We start from the raw sequence: 13,661 nt of genomic DNA on the forward strand, positions 1-13,661 counted from the left end.
ACTTCAAGCTTGAACTTGAATTGTATATTGAATATTACAATCACAAACGTATTAAAGGAAAATTAAAAGGATTGAGTCCGGTACAATACCGAATTCAATCCTCCGAAGCTGCTTAACTTAATAATGTCTAACTTTTTGGGGTCACTTCATTAAAAGAAAGCGCCTAATTTCTTCTTTTCGTATATTAAAAACTATATTAATAGTCTCTTTGCGTATTTCTTGGGGCATCTGCCGCTTCAAATACTTGTTTATCGATGTATTTATGGAAGAACCATTCCCCTAAACCGATGACTACTGCTGAAACAATAGCAGCTGCTACAATACTTTCATTGTTTTCAGCAAAGTTTTGCCCCATAAAGTAAATAACAATAGCTGCTAATAGGACATCTGACAATGTGGCGATAATATTTCTTTTATCCTGCTCAGCACGGGCACCCGCATTTTGGAAAATCCCCAAATCACCTACAACATAAGCTAAAAGTGTTAATACTAAACTGATTACTAACGTGTCGCTAAATGCGAAATCAAAAATCCCTGCAAGAATAATACCTAAAACCGCCGCAATCATCACAAATTTAATAACCAAGGCCTTAACATGATTCATTTAGAATCCCTCCTTAACTTTGTTATAAAGCTTTAATACCCAATTCTGATATTTTTACGCATTCCGACGGAAAATTACTATAATTTTTCAATAGAAAAGTAGCGGCTCTTCTTTCACCAGTCAAAAAGTTTTACTGTTTTGGAATGATATTATTCGGTTGCAAGTATATCTTTAGAAACAATGTAAAAAATAGCAGAGATTAGAAAACTAAATGGTTGAGGTGAAACATATTGGGTATTTTTGACGGTTTGATGGGGAATGCCAGTGAGTTGAAGGCAGAAGACGTTCAAAAGGAAATGGAAGAAATCATCACGAGTAATGAAGTGGTCAAACATGCTTATAAAGTCATAAGAGATACGTTTATCTTTACAAACAAACGCTTGATTCTCGTTGATAAGCAGGGGATGACTGGTAAGAAAACTGAGTACTTGTCCATTCCCTACAAAAGCATTACAAATTTCTCGATTGAAACGGCCGGAACGTTCGATTTGGATGCAGAATTGAAAATCTGGATTTCCGGCAATAGCGTTCCTATTCAAAAGAAGTTTAACAAAGCTACAAATATTTATGAGGTTCAACGGGTTTTAGCAGAAAATATTTTGTCGACTTGATTATTTGGGAATACGAGAAAACGAACGATTATGAGGGGGTCCTTTCGTGGAGAATCTGAATCGTTCGTTTTTTTGTTTCTTTTATCATTTGTGATTTATGATATGGTAGAAGCAAGAAGGATATTAGAAGATTTTCCGTTATATTAGAACATTTTCGTGCCTTATTAGAACTTCCGCAGCACATATTTGAACATCGGGTACACTTATTAGAAGTTCGTACATATATATTAGAAAATCATACTTTTATTAGAACATTTTTTAGTTTATTAGAACATTGAGCGGTGATATTAGAACTTCTTCCAACCACACGCTCTACGAAAGCGAGGAACCTTTCATGCAAATCGAACTCGATACAAATACGAAAAAGTGGATGCAGTCAAAAGGCAAGCCGGTTTCCGTAAAAACCATTTCGGTGAACGCCTGCTGCGCCCCGCCTGTCCAGGAATTGATGACCCACTTAGGTAAGCCGAAAGATGCGCATAATTATAACGAAATCAAAATCGATAACCTGTCCGTTTTCGTTGAGAAGCATCTATCACATAATGAAAAAATCACGCTGAAGCTTACAGGTATCGGGATTTTCAAAATGATTTCTGCAAAGTTAGGGAGCAATTAATAAGCGATCCCCACACGCGCTTTTATATAATCGCCGCTTTGCAGTAAGCTGTAGGCAAAATCCGCTGTATCCGGAACTGAAATTTGGCTGCCGTCTTCCGGTAGAAAATTGCGTTCTGTACGGTATTTCCCGAGCTTTTCTCCATCTGGCAAATAGGTAGGGCAGACAACTGTCCAATCAAGGCCGGACTGTTGCAGCATGTCATACAATTTATGGTGTTCTTCAGCAGCTCGGGTTAACTTTCTTTTTGATTCGCTTGACTGGTAACGCAGCAGTTCCGGGCTGACCCGACTTTGCAGGATGCCGGCAGTACCGATTGTAATGATTCGTTTGATGCCTTCCTTTTTCATTGCATCAATAACTAGCGGCATACTTTCGGTTAAAGTCGTTCCCCCATCTGTATTCAGTGCACTTAACACTACATCCACTCCATGCATCGCCCGCACAACATCTTCTTTCTTCAGCACATTCCCTTGAATAACTGTTAAATTTTCATGATTTTCAATTTTGTCCGGTGTACGAACGAGAGCTGTCACATGATGGCCATCCTGAAGCGCATTCATAACTAAATGACTTCCAACTCGACCTGTTCCGCCTAAAATTAATAAATTCATTTGTAAAACCTTCTTTCTTATAAAGATACGATACGTCCTTAAACTTACTTTATTATAATGGTCTTCATAAAAAAAATGAGAAACTCAATGATTGCCTAGTTTCTCATTTCTGTTTCCCCATATCGAAATTATATTAATGTCTTAAATAATGTGCTCCTTTTCTTTTGCTCTTAACACATGTTTCAAAATTTTCCCTGATGGATTACGAGGCATTTCTTTTACAATTTCCACTATGTGCGGAACCTTATATTTCGCTAACTTACTCCGTGCATGGTCAATAATTTCCTGCTCTGTAATCGCGCCTTCTTCTGCTAGGACAACAATGGCTTTGGGAATTTCACCATAAATTGGATCTGGTATGCCAATAACAGCCGCATCGATTACTTGCGGGATTTGATACAAAACATTCTCGACCTCAATCGGATAAATGTTTTCGCCGCCCCGGATAATTAAATCTTTCTTACGATCTACAATATATAAGTAACCATCTTCATCGAGCCGGCCTAAATCACCTGAATAAAGCCAGCCATTTTTAATTACTTGCATCGTTTCATCATCATTTTTTAAATAACCCTTCATAATTTGCTCACCTTTAATGCAAATCTCGCCGATTTCACCAACAGGCAGGTCTACACCGTTTGCATCCACAATTTTCAGCTGTGTATTTGGCAGCGCTTTACCGACTGACCCTGCTTTAGTGAGCACTGCTTCATCTGGCAATTCCGTTGCACCAGGGCTACTTTCGGTCTGACCGTATAAATTATGGAACTCCACTTTGGGAAAGGCTTCTTTAAGATTTTTAATAATTTCATGCGGCATTGGTGCTGAACCGTACACCATTTTCCTTACATTAGGAAATGCCTGATTCGCAAAATCAAATTTACTTAGTAATAATGCATACATTGTCGGAACACCTGAAAACACGGTAACCTTTTTCTCAAGGGTAGTAGGAATAGTACGATCTGGTATGAACATTTCATCGATTACTAATGTCGCGCCACAATAAATCGTTGATACGGCGATTACATGTAAGCCTGCACAATGGAATAATGGAATCGAAATGTAGACACGATCTGACTTTTGATAGGCGATACGTTCCGACCATTGCTGCACAGCACTGACGACATTACGGTGGGTTAACATGACACCTTTGGGACGCCCTGTTGTACCAGACGTATAAAGTACCAATGCCGTGTCGTTCGCTTTATTTTCAACTGGTTGAAGCTCCCTGTCACTAGCCTCTGCTTGAAGTTCAGCCCGTGTTTGTGTCCATTCAAATTCATATTCCACCTGCTGCAACGATCCTTCAAGACGCTCATCATAAATTAATCCTTTTGCTTCTGAATGATTGAAAATATACGTCAGTTCATCTGGTGCCAACTTCGTATTGATCGGAAGTAATGTACATCCCGCAAGCTGAACACCATAATACACCGCCATAAACAAATCGGAGTTTAGCAGCATAGAAGCAACGATATCTCCTTTTTTCATGCCTTTACTTTGTACGAATGCTGCAACAAGCTCAACCTTTTTGTAAAAAGCCTCATACGAGATTTCATCGTTATTAAATGCCACCGCAATTGCTTCAGGTGTTTGTTCCACTTGTGCTTTCAAATAATCCGTTATGAACATGTTTTCGCTACTAGACTGATGTTGCTCCATTCCCACTCATCCTCCTAATCGGTATTAAAATTCCTATTAGAAACTAATTCTCTTTAATGAGAGTAAGTCCTTCTTTCACTCATCCAGTGTAATCGCCCATAAAAAAATAGGAGATGAGAGAAATAAATTCCCATCCCCTTAATAATTAACCTTCAATATAATTCGCTTCCAAGCCGCGCGCTACTTCCTTCGTTTTATCCATAACTGCCCGGTGTGCCGCCGCAACATACAGCTCGCTTTCGTAAAAACGGAACGGTATTTCCTGGCCTTCATATTGCCACATGAAGAAGTGGCCGTTAATTTTCATATTGACACCGTCTTGTGTGACACTATAGAAATCCCGGTATTCGAAATCCGATTTTGTCGCAAAGAAGTTTTGGCATTCCTGTAAGCTGAGCGTAGGATTCCCTTCCTGATCATGACGTGTAATTTTATATCGTGGATTCATTCGTGTATTCATTAAAAATCTCCTTTAATAACCATCTATCGTTTCATTATAATTGGTTATGTTAGTTAAGGCAAAAGAGATCGTTCAGGTTCCTTAACGCTTCACTACATATTTTTGCTTTGCTGCAGAAGTATAGACTTCCCGGACCGTTCCCACTCTTCCACTGTCTCATATGCTTCTTCCGGGGAGTATCCTTTTCCTACTAGAACGCCCATAAGAATAAATTCCTGAAGAATATGAGTGGTGTTTATCCCTCTTTTAAAATCTTCTAATCCTTCTTTCACTAAAAATTCGGTATGCCGTATCCATTCATCCGGAGTCTTCCCAGAAATAACAGGGAATTCATTGCTGTGACCTCCGCCTTCTTTCATAGCCATTGCAGCAGCTTTCGTAGGGTGAACTGTTCCGAATGGATGGTTCGGCGGAGCGTAGATAGAATATAGTTTTAGTGGGACATTACCGGTATTCGTTAAGTTATGCCATGTTCCGGCAGGGATAAAAATGGCAAAGTCATCCTGGACATTTCTTCTGAAGTCTAATCGATCTTTATTTTTGCCCATTTGAGTTACCCCTTGCCCTTGCTCTACCCGTAAAAATTGATCGACATTCGGATGCATCTCCAGTCCAATATCTTCTCCCGGTTCCAGACTCATTAATGTGAGCTGCAAATGCTTCCCGGTCCATAAAGCCGTACGATACGTATTGTTTTGCTTCGATGCCTCGTTAATATTGATGACAAATGGGGTCGGTCCATAATCCTTTAACATCATTCCATTATTACCATCGGAAACAGGAGAGGGATTTGATTGATTTATAGAAATGGCCCCATTTGGGTATGTCCAGTAAGTCGGGGGGCCAACATAATTATATGGCGAAGAATTCACATAATATGGTGCTTGATATGGATACCCATAAGATTGATAATACATTTATTTCATTCCCTTCACAGAGTCATCGTATTATCATATGCGACTGTTTTAAAAACGCCTATTATAGAATATTGTTACCTGTCCCTTTATTTGCTTGTATCATAATTTATGTTCATTTTAAGTTCGTTTATATCTTTATCAATTTTGGATATTAATCTATGTAACTCTTCATTTTCCGAAGGGGTAAATGTTTCGCCGCTGCGTTTCCTTAAAACTACTGCTTGATTTATGAGTCTTAAACATGTTTTAATCAGTGCCAAATCCTTTTCGATTGCCTCTTTGCTTATGTCTATTTCGCCCATTTATAACACTCCCTTCCATAAATTATATAACAGGAAGCACAAAAATACTCCCCTTTGCTTAAAGGAGAGTATTTTTTCATATTTTATTCCCAAATAGCGGATGCCCACTCAGGATGATCGATAAATGGATTACGGTTATGCTGGTAATCGGTATATATAATTTCATTTCTTGTACGTTCAAAATTGTCGACCGGGTCTTGTTTATGCCATTGGAGCAGTACCGAAAGCTTCCCGTGATAAGGAGCTGTGCCGTTGTTGACCTGATTATTTAATTCCAAATCAAGTTCCCCGCTGTCACCTTCATAGCGAACCGCCATATAAAACAGCATACGGGCAACATCACCTTTTACACTGTCTCTTGGCTCCCATGAATCAGAATCATAGTAGTTGCCGGATGCTTCTGAATGCTCGTTCCCGCCATTGTCAAAGTCAAGATTGCTTCGCGTACCGTTGACACTGACATCGGTTGGACGCAAATGATGCAAGTCTGTTCCTGCACCCATCGATGTGCCAAAACCACCGTGCGATTTTGCCCAAACATGCTCACGGTTCCAGTCATTCACGTTCCCGCCGTTTGTAAATTTGCTTTGGGAGCGGCCTGTATAAAGAAGAATGACGTTATTCGAATTGTTTGGATCTTCATCTGTTTCGCGAAGAGCTGTCCATACATTGGAATACGAAATTTCGGTATGGTCATCAATAATATTATGCAAAGCCGATTTTAAAGCTGCACCGGTTTTCCCTACAGCTGCATCATAATAGGCATCCGTTGAAGGATTTGGTGTCGGAGTCGGCTCAGGATCGGCAGGACTTCCCCCCACTACTTCAAAAGCTGTACTATTTTTTAATCCAGGATGAGAAAAGTATGCTGACAAGGCGCCCGTTATTTTCACGCTTTTCCCCATTAATGAAGGATTTGATTTTAATCCGTAAGAAGAGCGGAAAGAAGTTGGAATCTGTACATAGATCATGTTAGCGATATTCGTTTCGTTCGCATTGTCCGCTATAGCCAATGCATAGTCATTCGGAAAACTGCCTGTAAGGACGGTCGTTGTCGATGTAGGTTGTCCCACCACATAACCTTGAACTGTTTTTGTGGAGTTGTTTTGATTGCTGATTGCCTGAGATACGGAGTAAGGTGTCGACCACGACCCGTCCCCAGCTGCTGCATTTGTAACAGTAGATTGAAGAGGCTGAATTAAAATGAAAACAATAAGTACCCAAGAAAACAGTAGACGTACATTTCTATTTTTAACCATTTTTCTCCTCCTAGTTATGCAATTTAAGTTCAATCAGCAAACGCCAACCAACTCCTCTTTATATTATCATAAAATTATTAATATTCCGTTAATTTTCGAAGCAAAATCGTTAAATTATTTAATTACTTGTTAAGAATGTGATGGAATTAGTTTAGGCACGTGTCAATAAAGCATAAAAAAACTAGAAAATGAAATAGTCCACTACTCCATTTTCCAGCGATTAGAAATTTTCAATTTAGCGACTGCCGGAACTTCACAATTTCCACGAGGCGGTTGTTCATCATATCCACCGAGTCTTCAAAGTTGTTCAAATACCATTGAATGAGTAATCCGATAATGGCATTTGCATTATAGGCATGCAGATATTTATTTAACTGATGTTCATGCTTTAAATAATCGGTCTCATTCATCAGCTTGCAGATTTCATCAAAAAGCATGTAATAATATTTCATCGATACATCTTCAGATAATACAATTTTGTAAAAGTCCTCGTATTTTTTTACGTGGTCGAAAATCTTTACTGAATTTGGGTTTAAGTTGAGACCGTTGACGGTTAATTCCAGTCCTTCTTTAAATGGCTCATCATAAGAAATATGTAAATCCCTCATAATTTCCTCGAATAATTCCTGCAGCACATCGTCAACACTTTGATAATGGAAATAAAAAGTGCCTCGGTTAATCGTTGCTTCTTTACAAAGCTCGGTAATTTTAATTTGAGGCAATGACTTTTTTTTCAATAATAAAAGTAATGCTTTATGTATTGTTTTTTTCGTTTTGATAACACGAAGATCGTTTTTATTCATGATGACCTCCTTTACTGTACAATTCTAGCAAAAATGTTGGATATCGTACAACATGAAGGTTTTTTGCTGATTGAAAACGCTTTATTTTGTGTAATATACTTTTATTGTACAAATGTGCAATAAAGATATTTCAGGAGGATGAATTCAAATGAAATTACAAGGCAAAGTAGCAATCGTAACTGGTGCAGCTTCTGGTATGGGTAAAGCAATCGCTGAACTTTATGCAAAAGAAGGTGCAAAAGTTGTCGTTTCAGATTATAACGGTGAAGGTGCGAAAACGGTAGCAGACGCAATCGTGGCAGCTGGCGGACAAGCAATCGCTAACCAGGCTAACGTAGCAGAATTAACTGACATCGAGCGTATGTTTGAAGAAACAAAAGCAGCATACGGTCAATTAGATATTTTAGTAAACAACGCTGGAATCATGGACGGCATGGAGCCAGTCGGTGAAATTTCAGATGAGAAGTGGGATCGTCTTTTCTCAGTCAATACTATGGGTGTGATGCGTGCAATGCGTATCGCAACAAACATCTTCCTTGAACAAGGTCATGGTGTTATCGTGAACAACATTTCAGCTGGCGGCCTTCGCGGTGCTCGTGCTGGTGCAGCTTATACTGCTTCTAAGCACGCAGTAGCTGGTTTAACGAAAAACACAGGTTATATGTACGCAAATTCTGGTATCCGTTGCAACGGAATTGCACCAGGTGGCGTAATGACAAATATTCAATCTTCGATGACAGGCATTTCCGAGTTTGGTGCTGCTCGTCAGCAAACAGGTCTTGGGACAATGCCGCGCGCTGGTCAACCGGAAGAAATCGCTCAGCTTGCATTATTCCTAGGTTCTGATGATTCAAGCTTCATCAACGGACAAGTCATTGCTGCTGATGCTGGTTGGACTGCATACTAATTTTCAAGTAGCTGATAGATTAAATAGAGAGACAAAATCTTAGATCACTCGGATTTTGTCTCTCTTTTTTCTTGTTTTAAACAGACGCCGCTGCATCCTGATCGGCTTTCACACAATCGATTGCAATTACAATAGCAATGATGATTTTTTCCATGTCATCCTTCAGTACTTCCACCTTGTAGCTATCCCCCCATGTAAACCATTCCTTGCTTACTTGCCCGATGACTTCCCCATGCTGTTTTACTGCAAATTGCATATCCCACCAGTTCCCCACAATTTCCACCCCAACTGCATCCACCGAATAGCGTGCCTTGAAAAGCGAGAGCTCCTTCTGAATTGTCAATACCTCTCGTCCTTCGACTTCCACATAAAATTTTGGCAGCAAGCTGAGCACCTTTTTCGTAATTAGCGCGACTTCATTTCTTGCTGTATCCATAATCGAGTATGTTTTCGGTATTTGCATAAAACTTCCTTCCACAAAATATACATCATTTTCGTGCTGATCCTTTACCGTAAATTTTCCGCTAAGACTGAAAACCTTTTGTTTAATAAAGAGCTGTTTCATTCAAAATTCCTCCTTTAGTTAATACCTTTACGGTTAAATGAGAAAAAAAGATTCAATCGTTAAAATGATGATGCAAATAATAAAAATGAACCTTCCATCTTAAACTTTACTGGAAGGTTCACTTTTTCATTTATATTTCGTTAATAACGCTTCAGGAATATGGCAGTAATCATCCGGACATCTAGTTAACCGGTCCTGATGCTCTTCCGCACTTCTCACATAGTTAGTGAGCGGCAGCACTTCCACAACAATCCGGTCAGCATCGGGTCTCGCTGCAATAAATGCTTTTGCATCAATCAAGTGTGCTTCGTTTTTGCTATAGACACCCGTTCGGTATTTCTCGCCTACATCATCACCTTGTTTGTTCACACTGTACGGATCGATGATTTCAAAAAAGTACCCTATTAATTCGCGCATCGATACAACATTCGGATCAAACTCGGTTTTGACACACTCGGCATACCCATCATAATCGCCGTCCAGAGTGGTTGTCGTTCCGTTTGCTCTTCCCGCTTCAGTAAATGTTACTCCAGGCAATGTTTTTATAAATGCCTGTACACCCCATAAACACCCGCCTGCAAAATATACAGTTTCCATCTCGGTCACTCCCCCTATGTAAACTAGTCCTTTGTGCTATGTATGTCGATCTTCATTCTCTACTATTAGTATACCATTTCAGGCTATACATTTTTAGACTACTCTTTTAAAATTTCCATACTATACTGGTAATACAAAACGAAAGGGGTGTGTCCTATGAAAGATCAAACAGATGTCCTCGATCGGGGTCCTTTTTTTCATGGTACGAAAGCAGAACTAAATATCGGGGATTTATTGGAGCCTCTACACTTATCGAATTACCAGGATAAGAAATCGAACTATATTTACTTTACCGCAACATTGGAAGCTGCAAAATGGGGTGCCGAATTAGCAAGATCAACAGCAAAAGAGCGAATTTATATTGTTGAACCATTAGGTGAATTCGAAAATGACCCGAACGTTACGGACAAAAGATTCCCCGGAAACCCAACACGTTCATATCGTTCGAAATCTCCTTTGAAAATAGTCGCCGAATTGGGTTGTTGGGAGCGCCATTCCGATGAAGTCATCAATCATATGTTGGCATCTTTAAAGAAGTTAAGTGAAGAAGGGAAAAATGTTATATACGATTAAACCGGTAAAAAGCCAGGTACACAATATGCTCTTGTGTGTACCTGGTGCTTTGATTACTTACTGTCTCGATGTTGATCGGCTAACAACTTGTTTCTTAATGCTTCATCACTTGCATAAATGTAGAGCCCTTTGATGCCGCGCTTCATCAAAATATTAATCGAGTTCAGGACAATCTTTTCTTTCGCTTCGTTCACATTGGCTATGCCATCTGTGCCTGAATAAGCACCCTTGTCCATATACTTGCTCGGATCAATGACAAGTTCGTCTCGCACTTCATCGTATTGAACTGACGGTCCGAGTACAACGCCAACATAATTTAGATCAAACCCTTGAATCGTATAGATTGAGCCCGCCTCATGAATCGTTTCAGGCTTTTCCGCCCACGTATATTTCGTACTCGTCGTATTCCACGGCATTTTATATTCACCGTTGGATTCGTTCACATAATACGTCCCACCATCTTTTTTATGCAAGTAATCAAATGTCGAGACAACCCGGCTCAAACCAAACTCACTGTTTCGCATTTTTATCGCATCATGCATATCCTTCATCGACTCAAACAATTTGAATTCATAGTTTTCATCATGAGGCAGCGGCAGCAGCTGCTTGTTTTTGAAGGCATTGATCCAATTGATGACATCATCATTTGCCTGCATACGGAACTGGTTTGTTAACTGATATTCTTCATTATATATGCTTTGCTCTTTTAATTGTTCGAGTGTCGCTGCACCCCAGAGGCTCTTCAATTTCAGCACCTGATTTTGGTCGTAAATAATGACAACGATTTTTGCTAACTTTAATAGTTCCTCCAGGTGATTGCTGCCATGGAAGTTATTATACGTATCCGGCTTTGTGAGCAATAAATGCGCTTCATCCACAAAAATGATGTCTGCCTTTTTATTGTCTTTTTGAAGCGAGTTAACTAAAGGTGTCGGTTTCGCAAAGTTTTTTGCCTTTAAATGCTTCACCTGTTTCGCAATCCCTTTATACGTTTTGAACATTTCTTCATGATTCACAACCAAATAATTTTCCGTCTGATAAAGTGGTGACGAAGCTTCCTCCGCCCGTTCTTGAATCGTATTGAAAATTGAGCTTAGCACAACACTTTTCCCGACACCTGCTTCGCCTTCAATGACCAATAAGCTGCCGTATTCTTCAGGTGCAGCATTTACTTGTTTCTCACAAAATTCGAGCACTTTTTCTTTGAGTTCCAGCTGCTCTTATCGATAGCTCTTTAAACGGCGATAATTTAAATATGTCTTTGTTTTCGATGACATGCAGTTCATGGTCGACCAGCTTTTGCTCGTGCAGCCTCTGCCAGATTTCTTTAAACAGCTGCTGATCATAATACGGCTTGTCGTAATAATTGTGCGTAAAATCGCTCGCCGTTTTACTTTTGTTTTGCAGTGTATATTTTTCATCACCAAGAAAGTAATTGATCAGCTTCGTTTCTAAATGGAAGGTTGCCGATCGGTTGAATTTTTCATGCTTAATAAGATTAATCTGATTGATGTTGTGACGGGCATTTAAATGCGCTTTCATCCGGCTTTTAAAATATACCGTCTCCCCTATGTAAGCTTCTTTATTGCCATTTAATACATAGATGACTGGATAATTTAAATACTGTTCATTGTTATTAATCTGATTGATGCTCTCTTGCTTGAACGGCCAGGATAGTATTTCAATTGCTGACAAATTGCCACCTCTTTATTTATTATCGTTCCCAATAGTTAGTTACATATTAGCATAAAGCCGAGAATCACCAAAAAATGAAGCTCCTGATAAAAGAAGCTTCATTAAATCTATCAATCTATACTTGTACCACACCAATTAAAACCGCAATGATTAATAGGGTAATACTCAATCCCCACATCCAGAAGAATGAGAACTTTAAGTGTTTGCCCATTTCCAGGCCTGATAGACCTAGTGCCAACCATACTGCTGGTGCAAGTGGTGATACGAATGTGCCGACGATGTTACCGATGATCATCGCATATGCTGTCGATAATGAATCGATGCCATACGTTAAACCGATCTGATCAACTACCGGGAACAACGCGAAGTAGTAGGCGTCCGTACTTAACAGCAAGTCAAACGGTACACCAAGCACCCCGATAATAATATGTAAATACTGAGCTAAAAAGCTTGGCAAAATATTTACGGCATTATTTGCAATGGCCGTCAACATGCCCGTCCCGTTTAAAATTCCTAAAAACAGTCCGGCAGCAATAATGATCGAAGCCATCGTCAACGCGTTTGATGCATGTGCCTGAATGCGTCCCATCTGTTCTTTCGGTGTACGGTAGTTTAATGGTAAAGCGATTGCGACACCGATCAGGAACGCTAAGCCCGCTGGTAAAAGGCCTGACATTAACACAGCAAGAACAACAATTGCTAAAATTGCGTTTGCCCAAATGAGCTTTGGACGTTTCAATGTTTCATCCGTTTCAGCATTTAAAATACTGTTGCTCAAATCAAACTTTAATGTTTGTCCTGTTTGCGCTCGTTTCGCAATCAGACGTTTTTCACGGAAGCCCATAAAGACAGCTAGTAGCAGCATGAGCACAACGCCGATGACCTGAATTTTAATTAACGGATGCCATAGCTCTGTTACATCTGTTTCAAGAACGGAAGCAACACGCCCTAATGGACCACCCCATGGAATCATATTGATAATCGCCGCAGAACCGCCGACTAATAGTAAAAGTAAGTACGGGTTCATCCCAAGTCGAACATAAAGCGGCAACAATGCCGTGATTGAAATTAAGAACGTGGAAGCACCGGAACCGTCCAGCTGCGCGATAACTGCAATAACTACCGTTACGATCGCAACAAGCACGACATTCCCTTTTGACAGCGCTACCATTTTATTGATAATTGGTTCGAATAACCCGACATCCTGCATAATCCCGAAGAAAATAATCGCGAAAATAAACATGATGGCAACACTGATTACAGAACTAATTCCTTCATCGAAAAATACCCCTAAATCATCAAACGAATAGCCCGCAACAAACATCGCCACTATTGGCGGAATAACCATCGCGACAATTGGTGAGACACGTCCGCTAATTAACAGCGCGACGATAACTAAAATTGTAATAATACCAATGATACTTAACATTCAACAACCCCCATTGCTTAGAATTCTTATAATTTTATGACAATTCT

Annotated in this window: 18 protein-coding genes; 5 read left to right on the forward strand and 13 right to left on the reverse strand. The window is 39.7% G+C overall.

Annotated features, from left to right (window positions below; all coding sequences use genetic code 11):
* Positions 1 to 116 (forward strand): IS3 family transposase (locus tag CBM15_RS11920; protein WP_140405563.1); only part of this gene is annotated, 116 nt, incomplete at its 5' end.
* Between the two features lie 80 nt (positions 117 to 196).
* Here CBM15_RS11920 and CBM15_RS11925 read toward each other — a convergent pair.
* The gene (locus CBM15_RS11925) at positions 197 to 604 is read right to left on the reverse strand and encodes a DUF2512 family protein (RefSeq protein ID WP_087617691.1); all 408 of its coding nucleotides are present in this window, start codon (positions 602 to 604) and stop codon (positions 197 to 199) included.
* Positions 605 to 834: 230 nt separating this feature from the next.
* On the opposite strand from CBM15_RS11925, the gene CBM15_RS11930 reads away from it, so the two are divergent.
* Both CBM15_RS11930 and CBM15_RS11935 read left to right on the forward strand, forming a co-directional pair.
* Positions 835 to 1,215: a PH domain-containing protein gene (locus tag CBM15_RS11930; RefSeq protein WP_087617692.1), complete on the forward strand. Its 381-nt coding sequence runs from the start codon at positions 835 to 837 to the stop codon at positions 1,213 to 1,215.
* A 334-nt stretch (positions 1,216 to 1,549) separates the two neighbouring features.
* Positions 1,550 to 1,831, forward strand: a complete 282-nt coding sequence (locus tag CBM15_RS11935; protein WP_087617693.1) for a CC/Se motif family (seleno)protein — start codon at positions 1,550 to 1,552, stop codon at positions 1,829 to 1,831.
* Here CBM15_RS11935 and CBM15_RS11940 read toward each other — a convergent pair.
* From CBM15_RS11940 to CBM15_RS11970, 7 genes are all read right to left on the reverse strand, one after another.
* Positions 1,828 to 2,445, reverse strand: a complete 618-nt coding sequence (locus tag CBM15_RS11940; protein WP_087617694.1) for an NAD(P)-dependent oxidoreductase — start codon at positions 2,443 to 2,445, stop codon at positions 1,828 to 1,830. The two genes, CBM15_RS11935 and CBM15_RS11940, sit on opposite strands and share 4 nt — an antisense overlap.
* Positions 2,446 to 2,586: 141 nt before the next feature.
* Positions 2,587 to 4,107: a class I adenylate-forming enzyme family protein gene (locus CBM15_RS11945; protein ID WP_087617695.1), complete on the reverse strand. Its 1,521-nt coding sequence runs from the start codon at positions 4,105 to 4,107 to the stop codon at positions 2,587 to 2,589.
* A 145-nt stretch (positions 4,108 to 4,252) separates the two neighbouring features.
* Complete coding sequence (locus CBM15_RS11950; RefSeq protein ID WP_087617696.1) at positions 4,253 to 4,567, reverse strand: LURP-one-related/scramblase family protein; 315 nt, start codon at positions 4,565 to 4,567, stop codon at positions 4,253 to 4,255.
* Between the two features lie 92 nt (positions 4,568 to 4,659).
* Positions 4,660 to 5,484: a cupin domain-containing protein gene (locus tag CBM15_RS11955; protein WP_087617697.1), complete on the reverse strand. Its 825-nt coding sequence runs from the start codon at positions 5,482 to 5,484 to the stop codon at positions 4,660 to 4,662.
* 86 nt (positions 5,485 to 5,570) lie between these two features.
* Entirely contained in the window at positions 5,571 to 5,786 is a 216-nt protein-coding gene (locus CBM15_RS11960; protein ID WP_087617698.1) for a phosphoglycerate mutase, read from the reverse strand.
* 83 nt (positions 5,787 to 5,869) lie between these two features.
* Complete coding sequence (locus tag CBM15_RS11965) at positions 5,870 to 7,045, reverse strand: endonuclease (RefSeq protein WP_087617699.1); 1,176 nt, start codon at positions 7,043 to 7,045, stop codon at positions 5,870 to 5,872.
* A gap of 230 nt (positions 7,046 to 7,275) precedes the next feature.
* Entirely contained in the window at positions 7,276 to 7,848 is a 573-nt protein-coding gene (locus CBM15_RS11970; protein ID WP_087617700.1) for a TetR/AcrR family transcriptional regulator, read from the reverse strand.
* Between the two features lie 148 nt (positions 7,849 to 7,996).
* Between CBM15_RS11970 and CBM15_RS11975 the strand changes: the two genes are divergently transcribed.
* The gene (locus CBM15_RS11975; RefSeq protein ID WP_087617701.1) at positions 7,997 to 8,755 is read left to right on the forward strand and encodes an SDR family oxidoreductase; all 759 of its coding nucleotides are present in this window, start codon (positions 7,997 to 7,999) and stop codon (positions 8,753 to 8,755) included.
* A 76-nt stretch (positions 8,756 to 8,831) separates the two neighbouring features.
* Here the strand turns inward: CBM15_RS11975 and CBM15_RS11980 are convergent, their stop codons facing one another.
* On the reverse strand, positions 8,832 to 9,320 hold the full coding sequence (locus tag CBM15_RS11980) for an LURP-one-related/scramblase family protein (protein WP_087617702.1): 489 nt from the start codon (positions 9,318 to 9,320) through the stop codon (positions 8,832 to 8,834).
* A 126-nt stretch (positions 9,321 to 9,446) separates the two neighbouring features.
* Positions 9,447 to 9,917, reverse strand: a complete 471-nt coding sequence (locus tag CBM15_RS11985; protein ID WP_087617703.1) for a peptide-methionine (S)-S-oxide reductase — start codon at positions 9,915 to 9,917, stop codon at positions 9,447 to 9,449.
* A 156-nt stretch (positions 9,918 to 10,073) separates the two neighbouring features.
* Here CBM15_RS11985 and arr point away from each other — a divergent pair, with 156 nt between their 5' ends.
* On the forward strand, positions 10,074 to 10,490 hold the full coding sequence (gene arr / locus CBM15_RS11990; RefSeq protein WP_087617704.1) for an NAD(+)--rifampin ADP-ribosyltransferase: 417 nt from the start codon (positions 10,074 to 10,076) through the stop codon (positions 10,488 to 10,490).
* 53 nt (positions 10,491 to 10,543) lie between these two features.
* Here arr and CBM15_RS11995 read toward each other — a convergent pair whose 3' ends face one another.
* The 3 genes from CBM15_RS11995 to CBM15_RS12000 form a co-directional block, all read right to left on the reverse strand.
* Positions 10,544 to 11,686 carry a DUF2075 domain-containing protein gene (locus tag CBM15_RS11995; RefSeq protein WP_239835840.1) on the reverse strand — a complete coding sequence of 381 codons (1,143 nt, stop codon included), beginning with the start codon at positions 11,684 to 11,686 and terminating at the stop codon, positions 10,544 to 10,546.
* Positions 11,670 to 12,185 carry a GIY-YIG nuclease family protein gene (locus CBM15_RS19560; protein WP_239534823.1) on the reverse strand — a complete coding sequence of 172 codons (516 nt, stop codon included), beginning with the start codon at positions 12,183 to 12,185 and terminating at the stop codon, positions 11,670 to 11,672. Before CBM15_RS19560 ends, CBM15_RS11995 begins: the two co-directional genes overlap by 17 nt.
* A gap of 115 nt (positions 12,186 to 12,300) precedes the next feature.
* Positions 12,301 to 13,614 (reverse strand): CitMHS family transporter, encoded by a 1,314-nt coding sequence (locus CBM15_RS12000; RefSeq protein WP_087617705.1) that lies wholly within the window; start codon positions 13,612 to 13,614, stop codon positions 12,301 to 12,303.
* Positions 13,615 to 13,661 lie beyond the last annotated feature (47 nt).

The organism is Solibacillus kalamii (genome assembly GCF_002174535.1).
GTDB classification, from domain to species: domain Bacteria; phylum Bacillota; class Bacilli; order Bacillales_A; family Planococcaceae; genus Solibacillus; species Solibacillus silvestris.

Excerpts from the sequence above, each read along its gene's own strand:
- CBM15_RS11965 (WP_087617699.1), bottom strand. The coding sequence starts at position 7,045 with ATGGTTAAAAATAGAAATGTACGTCTACTGTTTTCTTGGGTACTTATT.
- CBM15_RS11935 (WP_087617693.1), top strand. The coding sequence starts at position 1,550 with ATGCAAATCGAACTCGATACAAATACGAAAAAGTGGATGCAGTCAAAA.
- CBM15_RS11925 (WP_087617691.1), bottom strand. The coding sequence starts at position 604 with ATGAATCATGTTAAGGCCTTGGTTATTAAATTTGTGATGATTGCGGCG.
- CBM15_RS11955 (WP_087617697.1), bottom strand. The coding sequence starts at position 5,484 with ATGTATTATCAATCTTATGGGTATCCATATCAAGCACCATATTATGTG.
- CBM15_RS11940 (WP_087617694.1), bottom strand. The coding sequence starts at position 2,445 with ATGAATTTATTAATTTTAGGCGGAACAGGTCGAGTTGGAAGTCATTTA.
- CBM15_RS11970 (WP_087617700.1), bottom strand. The coding sequence starts at position 7,848 with ATGAATAAAAACGATCTTCGTGTTATCAAAACGAAAAAAACAATACAT.
- CBM15_RS11945 (WP_087617695.1), bottom strand. The coding sequence starts at position 4,107 with ATGGAGCAACATCAGTCTAGTAGCGAAAACATGTTCATAACGGATTAT.
- CBM15_RS12000 (WP_087617705.1), bottom strand. The coding sequence starts at position 13,614 with ATGTTAAGTATCATTGGTATTATTACAATTTTAGTTATCGTCGCGCTG.
- arr (WP_087617704.1), top strand. The coding sequence starts at position 10,074 with ATGAAAGATCAAACAGATGTCCTCGATCGGGGTCCTTTTTTTCATGGT.
- CBM15_RS11985 (WP_087617703.1), bottom strand. The coding sequence starts at position 9,917 with ATGGAAACTGTATATTTTGCAGGCGGGTGTTTATGGGGTGTACAGGCA.
- CBM15_RS11950 (WP_087617696.1), bottom strand. The coding sequence starts at position 4,567 with ATGAATACACGAATGAATCCACGATATAAAATTACACGTCATGATCAG.
- CBM15_RS11980 (WP_087617702.1), bottom strand. The coding sequence starts at position 9,320 with ATGAAACAGCTCTTTATTAAACAAAAGGTTTTCAGTCTTAGCGGAAAA.
- CBM15_RS11975 (WP_087617701.1), top strand. The coding sequence starts at position 7,997 with ATGAAATTACAAGGCAAAGTAGCAATCGTAACTGGTGCAGCTTCTGGT.
- CBM15_RS11960 (WP_087617698.1), bottom strand. The coding sequence starts at position 5,786 with ATGGGCGAAATAGACATAAGCAAAGAGGCAATCGAAAAGGATTTGGCA.